Annotated in this window: 17 protein-coding genes; 7 read left to right on the plus strand and 10 right to left on the minus strand. The window is 67.2% G+C overall.

Annotated elements, in window-relative coordinates; genetic code table 11:
• Nucleotides 1-54: 54 nt before the first annotated feature.
• A complete protein-coding gene (locus BLW05_RS27205) occupies nt 55-987 on the plus strand; it encodes a LysR family transcriptional regulator (RefSeq protein WP_256330522.1) in 933 nt (310 codons plus the stop codon).
• Nucleotides 988-1,136: 149 nt separating this feature from the next.
• Here BLW05_RS27205 and BLW05_RS27210 read toward each other — a convergent pair whose 3' ends face one another.
• A complete protein-coding gene (locus tag BLW05_RS27210) occupies nt 1,137-1,928 on the minus strand; it encodes an enoyl-CoA hydratase/isomerase family protein (RefSeq protein WP_177142828.1) in 792 nt (263 codons plus the stop codon).
• A 117-nt stretch (nt 1,929-2,045) separates the two neighbouring features.
• Here BLW05_RS27210 and BLW05_RS27215 point away from each other — a divergent pair, with 117 nt between their 5' ends.
• From BLW05_RS27215 to BLW05_RS27230, 4 genes are all read left to right on the plus strand, one after another.
• On the plus strand, nt 2,046-3,161 hold the full coding sequence (locus BLW05_RS27215; RefSeq protein WP_093166693.1) for an Rv3169 family protein: 1,116 nt from the start codon (nt 2,046-2,048) through the stop codon (nt 3,159-3,161).
• A gap of 250 nt (nt 3,162-3,411) precedes the next feature.
• Nucleotides 3,412-4,272: an ion transporter gene (locus tag BLW05_RS27220; RefSeq protein ID WP_093166694.1), complete on the plus strand. Its 861-nt coding sequence runs from the start codon at nt 3,412-3,414 to the stop codon at nt 4,270-4,272.
• A gap of 266 nt (nt 4,273-4,538) precedes the next feature.
• Nucleotides 4,539-5,453 (plus strand): BamA/TamA family outer membrane protein, encoded by a 915-nt coding sequence (locus BLW05_RS27225; protein ID WP_177142829.1) that lies wholly within the window; start codon nt 4,539-4,541, stop codon nt 5,451-5,453.
• Nucleotides 5,454-5,565: 112 nt separating this feature from the next.
• A complete protein-coding gene (locus BLW05_RS27230) occupies nt 5,566-6,339 on the plus strand; it encodes an outer membrane beta-barrel protein (protein ID WP_093166696.1) in 774 nt (257 codons plus the stop codon).
• 84 nt (nt 6,340-6,423) lie between these two features.
• Here the strand turns inward: BLW05_RS27230 and BLW05_RS27235 are convergent, their stop codons facing one another.
• The gene (locus BLW05_RS27235) at nt 6,424-7,086 is read right to left on the minus strand and encodes a COG3904 family protein (protein WP_093166697.1); all 663 of its coding nucleotides are present in this window, start codon (nt 7,084-7,086) and stop codon (nt 6,424-6,426) included.
• 598 nt (nt 7,087-7,684) lie between these two features.
• Here BLW05_RS27235 and BLW05_RS27240 point away from each other — a divergent pair.
• On the plus strand, nt 7,685-7,927 hold the full coding sequence (locus BLW05_RS27240) for a hypothetical protein (protein ID WP_093166698.1): 243 nt from the start codon (nt 7,685-7,687) through the stop codon (nt 7,925-7,927).
• On the opposite strand, the gene BLW05_RS27245 is transcribed toward BLW05_RS27240, so the two are convergent.
• The 8 genes from BLW05_RS27245 to BLW05_RS27280 form a co-directional block, all read right to left on the minus strand.
• Nucleotides 7,873-8,367 carry a methyltransferase family protein gene (locus BLW05_RS27245; protein WP_093166699.1) on the minus strand — a complete coding sequence of 165 codons (495 nt, stop codon included), beginning with the start codon at nt 8,365-8,367 and terminating at the stop codon, nt 7,873-7,875. The genes BLW05_RS27240 and BLW05_RS27245 overlap by 55 nt on opposite strands.
• Before the next feature lie 160 nt (nt 8,368-8,527).
• Nucleotides 8,528-9,442, minus strand: a complete 915-nt coding sequence (locus tag BLW05_RS27250) for an SDR family NAD(P)-dependent oxidoreductase (RefSeq protein ID WP_093166700.1) — start codon at nt 9,440-9,442, stop codon at nt 8,528-8,530.
• A gap of 16 nt (nt 9,443-9,458) precedes the next feature.
• Nucleotides 9,459-10,400: a 3,5-dioxohexanoate:acetyl-CoA acetone transferase gene (locus BLW05_RS27255; protein WP_093166701.1), complete on the minus strand. Its 942-nt coding sequence runs from the start codon at nt 10,398-10,400 to the stop codon at nt 9,459-9,461.
• A 17-nt stretch (nt 10,401-10,417) separates the two neighbouring features.
• Nucleotides 10,418-11,140 carry an ABC transporter ATP-binding protein gene (locus BLW05_RS27260; RefSeq protein WP_093166702.1) on the minus strand — a complete coding sequence of 241 codons (723 nt, stop codon included), beginning with the start codon at nt 11,138-11,140 and terminating at the stop codon, nt 10,418-10,420.
• Complete coding sequence (locus BLW05_RS27265) at nt 11,137-11,892, minus strand: ABC transporter ATP-binding protein (RefSeq protein WP_093166703.1); 756 nt, start codon at nt 11,890-11,892, stop codon at nt 11,137-11,139. The genes BLW05_RS27260 and BLW05_RS27265 overlap by 4 nt, the downstream gene beginning before the upstream one ends.
• Nucleotides 11,889-13,166 carry a branched-chain amino acid ABC transporter permease gene (locus tag BLW05_RS27270; RefSeq protein WP_093166779.1) on the minus strand — a complete coding sequence of 426 codons (1,278 nt, stop codon included), beginning with the start codon at nt 13,164-13,166 and terminating at the stop codon, nt 11,889-11,891. Before BLW05_RS27270 ends, BLW05_RS27265 begins: the two co-directional genes overlap by 4 nt.
• 5 nt (nt 13,167-13,171) lie before the next feature.
• Nucleotides 13,172-14,113 carry a branched-chain amino acid ABC transporter permease gene (locus BLW05_RS27275; RefSeq protein ID WP_093166704.1) on the minus strand — a complete coding sequence of 314 codons (942 nt, stop codon included), beginning with the start codon at nt 14,111-14,113 and terminating at the stop codon, nt 13,172-13,174.
• Nucleotides 14,114-14,116: 3 nt separating this feature from the next.
• The gene (locus BLW05_RS27280) at nt 14,117-14,908 is read right to left on the minus strand and encodes an SDR family oxidoreductase (RefSeq protein WP_093166705.1); all 792 of its coding nucleotides are present in this window, start codon (nt 14,906-14,908) and stop codon (nt 14,117-14,119) included.
• Nucleotides 14,909-15,130: 222 nt separating this feature from the next.
• Here BLW05_RS27280 and BLW05_RS27285 point away from each other — a divergent pair, with 222 nt between their 5' ends.
• Nucleotides 15,131-17,089 carry a helix-turn-helix domain-containing protein gene (locus tag BLW05_RS27285; RefSeq protein WP_093166706.1) on the plus strand — a complete coding sequence of 653 codons (1,959 nt, stop codon included), beginning with the start codon at nt 15,131-15,133 and terminating at the stop codon, nt 17,087-17,089.
• Nucleotides 17,090-17,091: the final 2 nt, after the last annotated feature.

Genomic DNA, 17,091 nt, shown 5'->3' on the forward strand with positions numbered 1-17,091 from the left:
CGCGTGAAAGACGGCTATACGATCCGCGTATACAACGACGTCACGAACCCCGCCATGTCGACCTCCCGCCCACGCATGTCGTCCTCGGCTCCGGCCGATCGCATCGAGTTGATGAACACCTTCGTCCGTATCGTGGAGGCCGGCAGCCTGTCGGCCGCCGCGACCCAGATGCGCACCACGCAGCCCACTGTCAGCCGGCGGCTGCAGACGCTGGAGAAGCAGCTCGGCATCCGCCTGCTGCGGCGTTCCACGCATGCGCTGAAGCTCACCGAGGACGGCGAGCGCTGCTTCGCGCGCGCGCGGGATCTGATCGCCGATTGGCAAGCCTTCGAAGCCGACATGCGCGGCGATGGCGAACCCGAAGGCACCTTGCGCGTCATGGTGCCGCATGCCTTTGGCCAGCAGCTGCTGGTCAAGCCACTGGCAGACTACGTGCGCGAGCACCCGCGCGTGAACGTCGACTGGCTCCTGAACGACAGGCACCCCGATTTCATCGCCGACGGCGTGGACTGCGCGATCCATGTCGGCGAGGTCGAGGATCCCGGCGTGGTCGCGATCAGGCTTGCCGAAGTACCGCGCATCGTCGCAGCCGCGCCGTCGGTGCTGCCCAAAGGCAAGCGGGCACCGCAGCACGCATCCGAACTGGCGACCCTGCCCTGGCTGGCGCTTCGCACCTACTACCGCACGGAACTCACCCTGACGCGCACGCGCGACGGCGAGCAGTGCCGCATCCCGATGCATCCGCGCATCAGCACCGACAGCCTCTATGCGCTTCGGAGCGCTGCCGTCATGGGGTTGGGCGCCTGCGTGGGCTCAACATGGCTCCTGCGCGAAGACATCGATGCGGGCAGGCTCGTCCAGCTCGTGCCTGATTGGCACGCCGCACCGCTGCCCTGCTACCTCATCTATCCCTACGCACGCCTTCATTCGGCGAAGCTGAAGCGCTTTGTGGAAGTCATTCGCAAGGGTTGGCAGGACGTGGTCTGAGTCAGGGGACGAGCACCGATGTTCGGCGTGTCGCTGCGCGCGTTTCATCCCAGCGCGTAGACCGGCATGGATGAAACACGTCCGTGAACGCAATCAGCGCTCCGATGTCGCGCTCATCCCAGGCTTCAAGCGCGTTGGAAGCCATTGCTTCAACGGCCCTGGAAAGCAGGCTTGCGCTTCTCGACCTGCGCGGCGATGCCTTCCTGCGCATCGGCGGTCGCGGAGACGCGCGCGAGCGTCAGCGCCTCGTCTTCGAGCTGTGCTTCGAGCTGCGCCGCACCGGCCTGCATGAAGAGCCGCTTGGTCTCGCCATAGGCCACCGTCGGGCCGGCCGCGAGCTTGCGTGCGAGCGCAAGCGCCTCGTCCTGCAACTGCGCATCGGCCACCACCTTGTCGACGAGGCCGGCGCGCATCGCCTCTTCGCTGTCGAGCATTTCCGCCAGCAGCACGAAACGGCGCGCGCGCGCCATGCCCATGCGCGAAGTCAACGTGACGCTGGAGCCCGAGTCGCAACTGAACCCCAGTTGCGCAAAGGCCGAGCCGATGCGCGTCGATGCGCCGGCCATCACCACGTCGCACCCCGCCAGCAGCGCGACGCCGCCGCCCATCGCGAAGCCCTGCACTGCGGTGACCACCGGCACCGGCAGGCGCCAGAAGCGTTGCAGGCCCATGTGCAGATCACTGGTCCATTCGCGCACGAGCGGCGGCAGTTGGTCGCGCGCCGGGTAGAACACCTTCAGGTCGCCGCCGAAGCTGAAGTTGGCGCCGTCGGCGCGCAGCAGCACCGCGCGCAGCTTGTCGCTGTCGAGCAGGCCAGCCGCGACCTGCTTGAAGTCGCGCGCGAACTGCCCGTCGAAGGGATTGCCGCGCGCCGGCTGGGCGAGCGAGAGAATGGCCAGCCCGTCCTGCATCTCGACGCGGATGGAATCGGTGGAATTCATGGGAATCGTCTCCTGGTTCAACATCGCGGCCGCCGGGCCGATCGGCGCTCTGGTGAGGGCAAACCCGGCTACCGTTCTGTAGCGGACTATACGCTACCGTATTAGAATTCCGCAACCATGCTGACCCCTCAAGACGATCTCATCGGCCACCAGCTCCCGACCACCTTCGACCAGATCGACAACAGCGATCCCGCGTGGATGGAGAGGCTCTGGTACACCGGGCATCCGGTGCCCTCCGGCGACCTGATCTTCGACATCGGGCTGGGCTACCACCCCAATCGAAATGTGATGGATGCCTTCGCGGGGGTCGCCGTGCCGGGCAAGCAATGGAACTTCCGCGCCTCGCGCCGGCTGCGGCCCGATCCGCTCTCCACGCGCGTGGGGCCGCTGTCGATCGAGGTCGTGCAGGGCCTGCGCCGCCACCGGCTGGCGCTCGGCGAGAACGATTCGGGCATCCGCTTCGAGATCGAGTTCGTCTCCGAGCTCAACGCGCACGAAGAGAAGGCGCACCTGCGCCGGCGCGACGGCCGCGTCACCGAGAACATGGCGCGCGCGCAGCAGCTCGGCCGCTACCAGGGCTGGCTCGAATTCGACGGGCGCCGGGTGGAGATCGACAGCACGCGCTGGATGGGCCAGCGCGACCATTCATGGGGCGTGCGTGCCGAGATGCGCAGCGACGAGACATCGCCGCCGCTGACCTTCTACCCGCCCTTCTTCTATTGCTGGACCACGGCGCAGTTCGCCAACCGCGGGCTGCACATCTTCTTCAAGGAGCGTGCGCCGGGCGAAAAGATCTACCTCTCGGGCGAGGAAGTGTTCGCCGCCGGCACGAAAGTGTCGGGGCGCAACCAGCTCGTCGACGTGCGGCACGAGGCGCGCTGGCACGACGACCCGCACGGGCAGTCGATGGAATCGATGCAGCTCCAGCTCAAGTTCGCGGACGGCAGCGAGCGGCCGGTGTCGGTGCGCGTGCTGCCGACGAAGTACTTCCTCAAGGGCGGGCTCTATGGCGGGCTCGACGGCTGGTTCCACGGCGACGATCGCGGCAAGCTGTACTTCGAGCACGACGTATGGGACCTGAACGATCCCGCGACACGGCGACGCGTGCGCACGCTGGCCGATCAGGTGATCGAGGTGCGCGACGGCGACGCGGTCGGCTACGGGATCATCGAGTACGGCGTGGGCAAGGGCTACGCGATGTACGAGGCGGTGCAGGCACATCCGCCGATCTGAGCTCGCGCGTCGGGAACGCGACCTACTTCACCACCTTCACCACTTGCCCCGGCTTCGGAACCGCGCCGCCGGTGTAGGCCCAGATCGTTGACGTAGGCCTGCAACTTGGGGTCGGCGTCGCGCGGCGCGCGCGTTCCCTCTTGCAGCCGTCTCCCCGCGTCACGGACCCGGGTCAGATAGACTTTCCGGCCCCGGACCCCGAGGATGGCGAAGTGATATTCCGCAAGGGTGTTCAATCAAGGAGACCGCGATGACGGAGTCGAACACGGCCGTGCACTTCGGGCGGCCGGAAGGCGGGTGGCGCCTGCGCGTCTTCACGATCATCTTCGAATCCGACACCCGGGCCGGTCGCATCTTCGATCTGCTGCTGATCGCGACCATCGTCGCCAGTGTCCTGGTCGTCATTCTCGACAGCGTCGATTCACTCACGGCGTCGCATGAGACGCTGTTCAATGTCCTCGAATGGGGATTCACGCTGATCTTCACCGTCGAGTACGTGCTTCGGCTCGTATGCGTCCGGCACCCGTGGCGCTATGCGACGAGCTTCTATGGCATCGTCGATCTGTTGGCCGTCGTGCCGACCTACTTCGCGTTCTTCGTGCCCGAAGTCCAGGTGCTGATCAACCTGCGCCTGCTGCGCTCGCTGCGGATCTTCCGGATTCTCAAGCTCATCGAATATGTCTCCGAGTTCCGATTCCTCGGCTCGGCCCTGAAGTCCAGCCGCCGGAAGATCACCGTCTTCATCAGCTTCGTGCTCATCACCGTGGCGATCCTCGGAAGCCTGATGTACGTCATCGAAGGCCCCAGGAACGGCTTCACCAGCATTCCGGTGTCGATCTACTGGGCCATCACCACGATCACCACGGTCGGCTTCGGCGACATCACGCCGAAGACCGACCTGGGCCGCTTCATCGCGTCGTGCATCATGCTGATGGGGTGGGGCATCCTGGCCGTTCCCACCGGCATCGTGACCTCCGAGATGACAGCCCAGCGCATCACGCGCTCGATCAACAATCGCACGTGCCCCGGGTGCCTCGCCCAGGACCATGACACCGACGCCCGCTTCTGCAAGCACTGCGGCAAGGCGCTGCCCGCTGATCAGCGCGGTTGAAAAGAGGTCGAATGAGTCAGCGGGACCGGTGCACCTTGCTGCGAGTACTGTTCGCTGTCGCCATGGCCGCGGGCGCACAGGGCTGCGCAGAGCTCACCACCCTTGCTTCAGCCGCTTCCAATCTCGAAACGGAACCGAAAGTCGCGATGCCCGTCGACGATCCGGCAACGCCAGCAAGAGCTGCCTCCGGCAAGGAGGCCCAGCGAACGGTGGTCCCCATCCCACTCTCGGATCCGACCATTGGCAGTGGGCTTGCGGTGCTGGGCATGCATTTCCACCCCCAGAGCGCCGACGAAGCCGCGGCGCAACCGCCCTCGCTCACGGCCGCTTTTGCCATGGCCACCGACAACGGCAGCGCGGTGGCGGGCGTGGCCCACATGCACTACTGGGATTCGGACCAATGGCGCTTTTCCGGCGTGGCCGGCTATGCCCACCTGAATCTGGACTTCTTCGGCGGTGGCGGACCCGCGAGCAGCCAGGACAACAGCGCCAGATGGACAGTGGACGGGACCTTCGTACAGCCCCAGCTTTATCGCCGCATCGCACCGAACTGGTACCTCGGCGCGCAATTGCGCTATGCCAGCGTGAGGCAGAGCTTCGGATTCATTCCCCCGGATGCACAAAAGGCGACAGGCCCGCTGGATGTGACCAGCACGGGCGCCGGCGCGCTGCTCCAGCGCGACACGCGCGACAACAAGTTCAACCCCTATGAGGGCTCGCTGCTGGACTTCAATGCGATGTTCATCCGCAGCGGGCTGGGCGGCGACGTGAGCTACAACGCCTTGGACGTCCGGTACCGCAAGTACCTGTCGCTGCGTCCCGACCTGGTGCTCGCCACCGATCTGCACGGCTGCGCCAGAACGGGCGACGTGCCTCTCTTCGACGATTGCTTCCTGCAGCTGCGCGGGTTTCCCGCAACCCGCTACATCGGCCGGTACATGGCGCTGGCCCAGGCCGAACTGCGGTGGCGCGTGATCGGGCCGCTTGGCCTGGTCGCTTTTGCCGGCACGGGCTTGGTCGCGAACCGCTTCGGCGACCTCGGCGTCGGTGGCGCGCCCGTCGGATTCGGTATTGGCTTTCGCTACATGGTGCTCGAAGCCGAGCGCATCAACCTGCGCGTGGACCTCGCTCAGGGCGGGGGCTCCCGTGTGGTCTACGTTTCGGTGACGGAGGCGTTCTGAGCCCGGGTCCGCCGGCGCATGGCGCCGACCGCTCCGCGCGCCTTGCCTCCCCTTTGGATGCCATGTGATGATGCGCCCTCGCCGCGGCGCGGCCCGACCGGATGGAGCAGACATGAAAGCATTGACGCGGTCCAACCTTTCGAAGGCTGTCGGCCTGGCAGGCTGCCTCGCCTGCCTGCCGGCCGCAGCCCAGGTCGCGGAATCGGACAACGCTTCGTGGGCGCTGGAGTTCACGCCCTATTTGTGGGCCTCTGTTTCGCCGCTTCGCGTGGACGTCGGCAAGCGACCATCGAACGGGGTCGAGGTTCCGGTCTCCGTCTTCTCCACGAATCTGGACTTCGCCATCATGGGCACCCTGGAGGCGCGCAAGGGCCGCTGGGGAGCGCTCGTCGACGCACAGTACGTCAAACTCGGCGTCACCGGCTCCCAGGCGACCGCGACGCTCACGCCGTTCTCGAACCTGGACATCTCGTACTCGCAGCAGATCTGGACGTTCGCCGGCCTCTATCGCCTGACCGACGGGCCGGTGGCGGTGGATTTGCTGGGAGGGGCCCGCTACCTCTACGCAAAGACGGACACCGAATTCAGTACTGCGTTTCTCCCCGTGACAGCGGGCCAGGAGAGAAACAAGGGTTGGTGGGATGGCATCGTCGGTGTCCGTGCGCTGGTACCGATCGATGCGAAGTGGGCCTTGCTCGGCTATCTGGATGCCGGCGCCGGTGGTTCCAAATTCAGCTACCAGGCCATCGTCGGCGCCAACTACGCCTACTCGCCGCAAACCGTCTTCAAGTTCGGCTACCGCTATTTCAGCTTCGAACGGGATGACGCGCCGGTGATCAAGGCAAGCCTTGGCGGCCTGTATGGCGGCGTCGGCTTCAGGTTCTGAGGTTCCGCCGAACTGGACGGAGACGCCCCGCAGGCACGGCAACGCCCTGGCGGGACAGCTTCCAGCTCTCCATCTTTTCCACGATCAAGGCACTGCGGGCCTCGATGGCGGAGGGATCATCTTCGTCAAACCGTAAGTCGAGAGGTCTTGTGAAGAGAGCCAGCTCACGCGATCCGGTGGCGTTTGCATCATTCGGTCATGCAGGGACGTCGGCAGGCCCATCTCTTCGAGGTACTGCCTTGTCTGGGCATGGATGCCCGCGTACTGCGCCCGCTTTGCCCGGGCCGAGGTCACCCCGTCGTTAGGGAGGTAGGGGCGATGAACGCCGACCCGACCCCCGACGTATCGCCCTTGCCCCGCAGCCAGCAAGTACACACAAGCACTGACACATGACGCGCCGACCTCCACGCGCGTCATGAAAGAGTCTTTCCTGATGATCCTGCCAATGGACATTGCCACCCAGATGCTGCCGCCGCGGCTGTCCAGGGTCACGTTGACAAATCCCATGCCCGGCGGCGGCGCACTCATGCCGCGGTTCGCCATGAAGGTCGCGGCCCCCTGTCGCGCGGTCTCCGCAATGGCAGTGAACGCTTCGAGGTCCGCCTGGACAAGGTCGCCCTTGATCGAGATTTGTGGAGGCCGATTGCCTGCGGCGGGCCGGTAGAGAACGCGGGACGAGGCGGGAAGAAAGCAGGCGCAGGCGCTCAAGAAGCAGATGGAGGCGCGCCAAATCCTGAGCCCGTGCATGACGATGAGATCCCCAGTCGCGACTCATGGATTGGGCAGCACAATCCCGACGCCAGTCAATGCGGCCCGATCAAAGCGGAGGCCCGAAGCGCCGCGTGCGGTGCACGCACAGTGCCAAGTCCTACGGCGCAAGAGCCTGGGCCGCGAGGCCTATGAGCGGTCCCGAACAGACGCGACGCGCGGCCCTGCCCAAAATGCGAGTTGCACCCCCCAGGGGATGTTTGGGGATTCATATGATGATCGTCGTCAGAGAGGTTCCACGCGACGTAAGTCCCGAGCTGGTGATCAACTGGCTGCGCGCCTCCATCTGGGCGAAGGTCGAGGGTCGGCCCTATTGCGTTGTCACCTGGCTGCCGGATGCAACCCCGTCGAAACTACCGGTGAACGCGCGCAGGTGCTCATCGAGATCGCGACCTGTCTAGGAAGGAGCCTCTCGCAATCCTTCTCGGCGAAGGGGCCATGGCGGGCAGCTTCGCGACGGTTGGCGGCGCGCCCTGTGTGACGAAGCGTCCGTACTGTGCGGCACCGCACAGACGAGCGCCGTGGATTGCTTGAAGCTCTTGCATGTCTTGCAGATGCGGTAAAACGCGCGATTGGGATGACGACCAACAAGAAGACATTCGGAGCGGTTGCAGCCTCCGATGCGCATGCCGACCTGGTCCGAAGTCTGACGGAAAACTGTTCGACTTTCGCCCGCGAGCATGCGGAGAGCTTCCTCGGCCTTGCTGCCGACGCGCAGGCGCAGATGCAGGACGGACGACGAAGCGCACGCAGCGTTCTGACCACCTATCCGCGCCATGGGGTGATGCGCGGCAACCATCGCCTCACGTTCGCCCGGTAGCGCTTGTACTCGTCGCCGAACTGCTCGCCCAGCGCAGGCTCTTCGTAGGCGACAACGAACAAGAAGAATCCGGCCCACACGATCGCGCCGTACTCCAGCACCGAGACGCTCCCGAACAGGAAGCCCTGGCCGACGATCAACGCCGTGACTGCGACGTACATCGGATTGCGGACGTAGCGATAGAGCCCGGTGACGACGAGTCGCTTGGGAGGCATCACGGGCGCCGGTGTGCCGAGGCCCTGCAACGCGAAGCGAGCGAACGAATCAAGCAGGATGGGCAACCCGGCGACGATCAGGGCGGCGCCGAGCACGCGCGCGATCGGGAATAGCGCAGGCGCGAAGTGCCAGTGCGTGAGGTACCAAGGGACGTACACGGCGAGCGTGCCCGGAGCGATGACCAGGAAGATCGCGGAACCGATGATCGCTGCGGCGCGCTGCACGATAGGAGCTTACCTCCTCGCATTGGGCATCGAGCACGGCTGCACCGCTGCGAAGGTCGCCGTGGCGGCCGATGTCGACAACCTGCCCCACATGAGCGACGACAGCGATCCCAGCCCTCCGAAATGCGCTGCCGGAAGCTGCGCCCGGCACAAGGCCTCCTCACCCCAGCGCGCCGGCCGGCTGACGCTGGCTTGCGGATGCCTTCGCCACTTCAAGTTCATATTGCTCCCAGCCCGACGCAGGCACCCGCTCCCCCACGCGTGATCTGACCGCCGCCAGCTGCCCGCACAATTCCTCGCCGGCGCGCTCGCGATCGGCCACATGCACCCCCTGGGTCATCGTGATGTGCGCACACTCGAAGCTGCCCGCGCCGGCCAACAGGATCATGCGCGTCGGCGCATCCTCGCCCACCAGCGCCACCAGCCCCGGGCTCACCTGCTCGGGCGTCAGTCGGGCCAGCGCCTCTGGAGGCAGGATGCTCTCGGTCATGGCGGTGGCTGCGCTGGGCGCCAGGCAGTTCACGCGGATGTTGCGTCGCTCGCCTTCCAGCGCCAGGGTCTGCATCAGGCCCACCAGGGCCATCTTGGCCGCTCCGTAGTTGGACTGACCGAAGTTGCCATACAGGCCGGAGGACGAGGTGGTCATCACGATGCGCCCGTACTGCTGCTCCTGCATCCGCCCCCACACCGCCCTGGTGCAGTGCACGGCCCCCATCACATGCACGTCCATCACCACGCGAAAGTCCTCGAGCGACATCTTCGCGAAAGTGCGGTCGCGCAGGATGCCAGCGTTGTTCACGAGGATGTCGATGCGCCCCCAGGTCTCGACGGCACGCGCTGCCATGGCTTCCATCTCTTCGGGACGGGTGACGTCGCCTGCGAGTGCCATGGCATCACCTCCTGTGCGCCGGATCTCCTCGACCACCGCGCTCGCCGCTGCGGCATTGCGCTCGTGCGCCAGGTCATTGACCACAACGCGCGCACCATGGCGCGCCAGTTCGAGCGCATGCGTGCGACCCAGCCCGCCTCCCGCCCCGGTGACGATGGCCACCCGGCCCTGCAAAAGTTTCTTCATCGCGTCTACTCCAGTTTCAGAATGCCACCGCGTCCCGGCCCTTGAGGCCCAGCATGGCGCGGGCTTCGGCGGGCGTTGCCACCTCCAGCGACAGCTCGTCCAGGATGCGTCGAATCTTGCGGACCTGCTCGGCGCAGTTCCGTGCCAGCTGGCCCTTGCCGAGGTACAGGCTGTCTTCCAGTCCCACCCGCACGCTGGCCCCGAGCACCGCGCCCATGGTCAGCAGCGGCATCTGGTGCCGGCCCGCACCGAGCACGGAGAAGCGGTAGCCGCCGCGGCCGAAGAGCCGGTCCGCGGTGCTCTTGAGGGTGACCAGGTTCTCGGGATCCGGCCCCAAGCCGCCCAGGATGCCCAGGATGCCCTGGATGAACAGCGGCCCCTCGACCAGGCCCTCGTCGACGAAATGCGCCAGGCTGTAGAGATGTCCCACGTCGTAGCACTCGAATTCGAATCGCGTGCCGCACTCCTTGCCCAGCACCTGCAGGATGTGCTTGATGTCCCGGAAGGTGTTTCGGAAGATCAGGTCCTCCATGCCCTCCACGTAGGGCTTCTCCCAGTCGTGCTGCCACTGGCTGTACTTGCGCGCCAGCGGATGCACCGAGAAGTTCATCGAACCCATGTTGAGCGAGCACATCTCGGGCTTGGCCTGCAGCGGATAGGCCAGGCGCTCCTCCAGCGTCATGCGCGTGCTCCCGCCGGTGGTGATGTTGATCACGGCGTCGGTGGCCGCCTTGATCCGCGGCACGAACTGGTCGAACACGCGAGGATCGGCACTCGGCCGCCCGTCCCGCGGGTCGCGCGCGTGCAGATGCAGGATCGCCGCACCCGCCTCGGCGGCTTCGATCGCCTGCACGGCGATCTGCTCCGGCGTGAGCGCCAGGTGCGGCGACATGGTCGGCGTGTGTACCGAGCCCGTGACGGCGCAGCTGATGATCACTTTCTCCTGGCCTTGCGCCATTGATTTGCTCCTGTTGTTCAAACCGCCAGCCACTGGGACAGCAATCCCCGGTCGGCCTCCAATTGCGCGGGCGTGCCCTCGAACACGATGCGGCCGTGGCCCATCACGCACACCCTCGACGACACCTTGAGTGCGATCGCCAGCTTCTGCTCGACCAGCACCACGGACACACCCTGGCGCCGCATGTCCTGGATGCACTCGCCCACCTGCGCAACGATCTTGGGCGCCAGGCCCTCGGTGGGCTCGTCGATCAGGATGGCAAGCGGATTCCCGAGCAGCGACCGGCAGATGGTCAGCATCTGCTGCTCACCGCCCGAGAGGCTGCCGGCCTTCGTGCCGCGGCGCTCCTTCAGGCGGGGGAAATAGTCGAACATCTGCTGCACGGTCCAGCGCCGGGCACCCTGCACCGGCGTCTGCTCGCCCATGCGCAGGTTCTCGTCCACCGTGAGGTTGGCGAACACCTCGCGCTCCTCCGGCACGTAGGCCAGGCCGGCGCGGCAGATGGCATGCGGCTTCGCACCGGCCAGATCCCGGCCGTCGAGCGACACCCGGCCCGCGCTCGGCGGCACAAGGCCCATGATGGCCTTGAGGGCGGTCGACCGGCCCGAGCCGTTGCGCCCGAGCAGGCTGACGACCTCCCCGCGCGCGACGCTGAAGCTGACCCCGCGCAGGATGTGGCTCTTGCCGTAGTGGGCCTGCAGGTCGTCGACATGCAACAGCGAAGGGGACTGTGCGCTCATGCTGCAGCCTCCTCGCCCAGGTAGGCCTCGCGCACGCCCTGGTGGCTGCGGATCTGCTCCGGCGTGCCGGTGGCGATCACCTCGCCATAGACCAGCACGCTGATGCGGTCGGCCAGGGCGAACACCACGTCCATGTCGTGCTCGACGATCAGCAGCGCGCGTCCCGCCGTCACCTCGCGGATCAGTTCCATCGTGTAGTGGGTCTCCTCGTTGGACATGCCGGCCATGGGCTCGTCCAGCAGGATGGTCTTCGGGTCGGACGCCAGCGTCATTGCCAGTTCCAGCGAGCGCTGCTCGGAATAGGACATCTCGCCCGCCAACGTTCCGGCCTGGGCCTGCAGCCGCACCTTCTCGAGCAGCGCCTCCGTGGCCGCGCGAAGGCCGGACAAGCGATCGATCGGGCGCCAGAAGGTGTACTGCCGCTCGTGGTGGCGCATCACCGCCAGCCGGATGTTCTCGAACACCGTGAGCTTGGGAAAGATGTTGGTGATCTGGAAGGAGCGCGCGAGCCCGAGGCGGTTGATCCGCTGCGGCGCCCAGCCGGTGATGCGCTGGCCGTCGAACACCACCTCGCCCGAAGTCGGCGCGAGATTGCCCGACACCAGGTGGAACAGGGTCGACTTGCCCGCGCCATTGGGGCCGATCAGGGCGCGCCGCTCGCCGGCGCGAAGCTCCAGGTCCACGCCGCGAATGATCTCGGTATCGCCGAAGGACTTGCGCAGGCCGCGCAGGGAAAGAATGGCGTCGTTCATGGCAGGACTCGTTCACCCAGGGGTGCGGCAGGCGCTGGGACCTCGCGCGAAGCAGCGAGCACCAGCGCGCGATGACAGCGCTGCGACACACCGGTCATGAGCGCTCCTGCCGCCAGCAGGCCCGCCGGCACGAACCAGGTGCCAGGCGCAGTGGCGGACCATGCACGGCCGAAGAGCAGAACCGGTGGCGCGCTCCCGCTCATCCGCGCCAGCGAGCGATAGTCCTGCGAGAACAGCCGCTGCAGCAGCTCCACCACGAAGACCGCACCGGCCGCAAGCAGCAGCCCGGCGAAGACCGCGCTCAGGGCCAGGGGCAGCACCGCCACGATTCCGCGGCGTGCGACCAGACGCGTCGTCGCGGCGGCCAGGCCGGTCAGCCCCTGGGGCATGAACATCATCACCAGGACGAACAGCGCGCCCTGGTAGAGCAGCCAGGACTGCGTGGTGTCGGACACCGCATAGCCGAAGAAGCTCATCAGCGCGGCGCCCAGCGCTGGACCGAGAAAGCTGCCGACGCCTCCGATGTAGCTGTTGAGCACCACCGTGGCCGACACGCCGGCATCGAAGACGACGTAGTTGGCCGATTCGTTGCCCATCACCTGCAGCCCCCCGGCGATGCCGGAGAACATCGCCGAGATCGCGAAGGCCGACACGCCCAGCCCGTGCACGTCGTAGCCCAGGAAGCGCAGCCGATGCTCGTTCTCGCGCAGCGCCAGCGTGAGCCGGCCCAGCGGCGTGCGGGTGTGGAAGTAGAGGAGCGCCAGCGAGACCAACACCCAGGCCAGCGTCAGGTAGTACACCTGCGCGGTCGAGCCGAAGCTCAGCCCCCAGGCCGGCATCCGCATGGTCGAGATGCCCGATTCGCCGCCGAACCAGCCCTTGAGCTGCGGGGCCAGCGCATGCAGCAGTTCGGCGATGGCCAGCGTGATCATCGCGAAAGCCGTGCCGCTGCGCTGGGTGGCGAACCAACCTGCCACCAGCCCGAAGCCCAGCCCACCGATGGCGCCGACCAGCGGCATCAGCGGCGTCGGCAGCAGGCCGGTGCCGCCGAGCGCGTTCATCGCGTGCACCGTGGCGAAGGCGCCGACACCGAAGTACGCGGCGTGCCCGAAGGACAGCATGCCGGCGCGCCCCGCGAGCAGGCTGTAGGCACAGGCGAACAGCGCGGCGATCAGCGCCTGGATCGAGGCGTTGAGCAGGCCGGCCGGCAGCAGGATCGGAAGCGCCCCCAGCACGGCCAGGGCCGCAAGCGAGGCCAGGAGTGAAGTGCGCATCATCATCACGCCTTCTCGCCCATGAGGCCGGACGGGCGCAGCAGCAGCACCAGCAGCATCAGCGCAAAGGGGAGCGTGGCCGCCAGGCTCGACAGCTTGAGCGTGAGCAGGCCGCCGGTGCTGCGCGCCCAATCGCCCGCCCCCACCAGCGCCAGCGCGTCGGCCAGGCTGCGGTCGACGCCCACGGCCAGCGAGGTCAGCACGCCGATGAGCAGCGACGCGAGCATCGCGCCACCCAGCGAGCCCAGGCCACCCACCACCACCACCACGAAGACCATCACCCCCACTTCGAGCGCCATGTTCGGGTTGGTGGTGTAGAACGCGCCGGCGATGGCGCCCGCAAGGCCCGCAAGCGCGGCCCCGACGCCGAACACCCCCATGAAGACCAGCTGCACGTTGTGGCCCAGCGCCTCCACCATGCGCGGCTTGTAGATGGCCGAGCGCACCACGATGCCGACCCGGGTGCGCGTCAGCAGCAGGTAGATCGCGGCGAACATCGCCAGCGCCACCGCGCCCATGAGCACCCGGTACATCGGGTACTGCTGGCTGCCGATCACGAATGCCGCGACGTCGAGCGCCGGCGGAATGCGGTACTCCACCGGATAGTTGCCAAAGAACAGCTTGATCGTCTCGGCGATGATGAAGGACAGCCCGAAGGTCAGCAGCAGCTCGTGTGCGTGCCCGTAGCGGTGAACGCGCCTCAGGAACCAGCGCTCGACCACCGCGCCCACCGCGCCCGCCAGCAGGGTGGCCAGCACCACTGCCGGCGCGAAGCCCGCGATGCCTTGCAACGTGTACGCGAAGTAGGCGCCCAGCATGTAGAAAGAGGCGTGCGCGAAATTCAGCACACCCATCATCCCGAAGATGAGCGTGAGCCCGGCCGAGACCATGAACAGCAGCAATCCGTGGATCACGCCGTTCAGGAGCGAGAAGAGGATCCAGTCCATGGCTCAGAGGTACTCCAGGTTGCCGTCGACGCTGATGGCCTGGCCGCTGAGGTTCCGCGCCGCGGGCGAGCACAGGAAGAGCGCCATCGCGGCCACATCGCTCGCGCTGACCATGCGCCGCAGCGAGATCTTGTGCAGGTACTCCTCCCGCATCTGCTCGGCGCTGATGCCCAGGGCCGCCGCGCGCGAAGCGATGACGCCGTCCATGCGCTCGCCCTCCACCACGCCGGGGAGGATCGCGTTGACGCGAACGCCTTGCGGACCGAGTTCCATCGCCAGCGACTTGGTCAGGCCCACGATGGCCCACTTGGTCGACGCGTACGGCGTGCGGAAGGCGTAGCCGAGGCGGCCCGCCACCGAACTCATCGTGATCAGGGTGGGGCTGGCCGCGGATTCCTTCAGCAGCGGCACCGCGCGCCGCGCAAAGTAGAACTGGCTGTTGAGGTTGACCGACACGGTCCGCTCCCAGCCGCCCGCGTCGAGGCTCTCGATGGGCCCGGTCGGCCCGGCGATGCCCGCGTTGTTGATCAGCACGTCCAGCCCGCCCAGGCAGCCGCGCACGTCGTCGAACACCTGGTCGACGTCGGCCGCCACCGACACGTCCGCCATGCTGCCGGTAATGCCGGGCGTTTCGGTCACCAGGCGGTCCAGCGCGGCGCGATCGATGTCGCACACGTGGACGCGCGACCCGGCCTCTTGGAAGGCGCGCGCGATGCAGGCACCGATCCCGCTGGCACCGGCGGTCACGAGCACGCGCAGCTCCGGCAGGGGTCGAAGGGATTCGTACAGGGGCATGAGGTTCCTCCACGCTCGCACGTCGCCACCCATGGCGCCGCGTCGTCTGCCGCAGAGTCTCCGCGGGGGCCGCTCGCCGCCCTATGTGCCGGACGCACACTTTTTCCCCGGCTTGGATGTCATCGCTCCTCATGCCGGCGATGACCGGCTCTGTTAGCCTAGCTCCAGCCACGGGGACCGGAATTGCCATGCCCCGTCGACACAAGAATTCGAGACAGCACGATGCGCACCACTGAAGAGGAGACCGGCGAGCAGATCGCCTTGCAGCTTGTCCAGCTGCTGCACCAGGGCACGTCCACGGACGAATTCACGCAATGCATGGTCGAGGTCGAGGCATTGCCCGCCGCCTTGCCCGGCAAGTCCAACCTGGTCGAGGCGGTGCGCATGGCGATGGCCGTGCGCAACCGGCTCGAACTGCTGCAGCAGCGCGAGAGCGGCATGCTGGCCGTGATCGAGTCGGCGCAGGAACTCTCGAGCCGGCTCGACCTCACCAGCCTGCTGGGCGCCATCGTGACGCGCGCACGCAAGCTGCTTGGCTCGGACCTGGCGTGGCTGTCGGTCCACGATCCCGCGCGCGACGAGTTCCGCGTGCTGGTGGCGCAGGGCGCGATCTCGCCGCGCGTGTCCGACATGGTCACGCTGCGCGGCCGCGGTGTCGCAGGGGTGGTGATGTCCACGCGTCTGCCCTTCACCACGGCGGACTACCTGCACGACACGCGCTTCGCTCATGACGCGGGGCTGGACGACATCTTCCGCGAAGACGGCATCGCCGCCCTGGTCGGCGTGCCGCTGCTCTGGGAGGGCGAGGTCATCGGCCTGCTCTTCGTGGCCGATCGCTACCACCGGGTCCACACCACGCAGAGCCTGTCGATCCTGTGCACGCTCGCCACCCACGGCGCGGTGGCACTGAAGAACGCGCGCGATTTCGAGGCGGTGCATGCGGCGCTGGCGAAGGCCGACGCCACGCGTGCCGAACTGGAGCGGCACCTGCGCGGCATCCAGGCCGCAGCGGATGCACACGAGCAGATGACGTCGCTGCTGGCACGTGGCGCTTCGCTGTCCACGCTGTGCCAGTCGGTCGCGCAGCTCCTCGGCGGCAGCCTGCTGGTGCTGGACGAGGCGGCGCAGGTGATCAGCCAGGGCGCGGCAACGGGCTATGCCGACCTGGGTGCGCAGGGCTACGAGCCCCACGGGGCGCGCAGCGCCGAGCTTGCAAACGCCCTGCGCCTGAGCCGCCAGATGGGCCGCTCCGTCCAGGCCTACGAGGAAGGCGACGAGTGCTGCCGCGTGATGCCGGTGATCGGCGGCGACGACGTGCTGGGCTCCATCGCGCTGTTCCATCGGGGGGCCCTCGAGGAGGTCGCGGTGCGCACCTTCGAGCGCAGCTCGAGCGTGATCGGCATCGTGCTGCTCTCGCAGGAGCGCATGGAAGCCGCCAAGAGCCGCAATGCCTCGGCACTGCTGCGCACCCTGGTGTCGCCGCGCCAGGACGCGCCGGCCGTGCTGGTCAATCGGGCCGAGCGCCTGGGGCTCGATCTTTCGCAGCCGCTGGCTCTGCTGCTGGTGGAGATGGAAGGGCCCGGCGCCGGTTACGCGGCAAGGCACTTCCGCGCCCTGGCATCGACGGAGCGCGCCCTGGTCGACGAGATCGACGGCGTGCTGGTGATCCTCTGCGGCGCGCCACGGGCCTTCGACCTGCGCCAGGACGTCTCCAGCTGGGCGCGGCGCAATGCGTCAGCGATGCATCGCGGCGTGCTCTCCCGGCCGGCGGCGTCGCCCGCCGAGATCCCGGCGCTCTACGCCACGCTCCGGCGCGCGTTGGGCGTGCTCGGGCGGCTGGGCATCCAGGGCCAGGTGCTCGGGCAGAACGAGCTGGCCCTCTACTCGGCGCTGTTCGAGACGCACGACCAGGCGAGCCTGTCGCAGTTCCTCGACGCAACCATCGGCCCCGTGATCGCGCACGACGGCAAGCGCAACGCGCAGCTGGCGTCCACGCTGCTGTGCTACTTCGACTGCAACCAGAACGCCAAGACCACCGCGCAGCGCCTGGGCATCCACGTGAACACCGTGCGCCAGCGGCTGGCCACCATCGAGGACATGCTGGGACATTGGGGCAATGCCGCGCGGGCGTTGGAGATCCACATGGCGCTGCGCCTGTGGAGCCTGATCGCACCCGAATGAGG

It is taken from the genome of Variovorax sp. YR216 (genome assembly GCF_900107745.1).
GTDB lineage: Bacteria > Pseudomonadota > Gammaproteobacteria > Burkholderiales > Burkholderiaceae_C > Variovorax.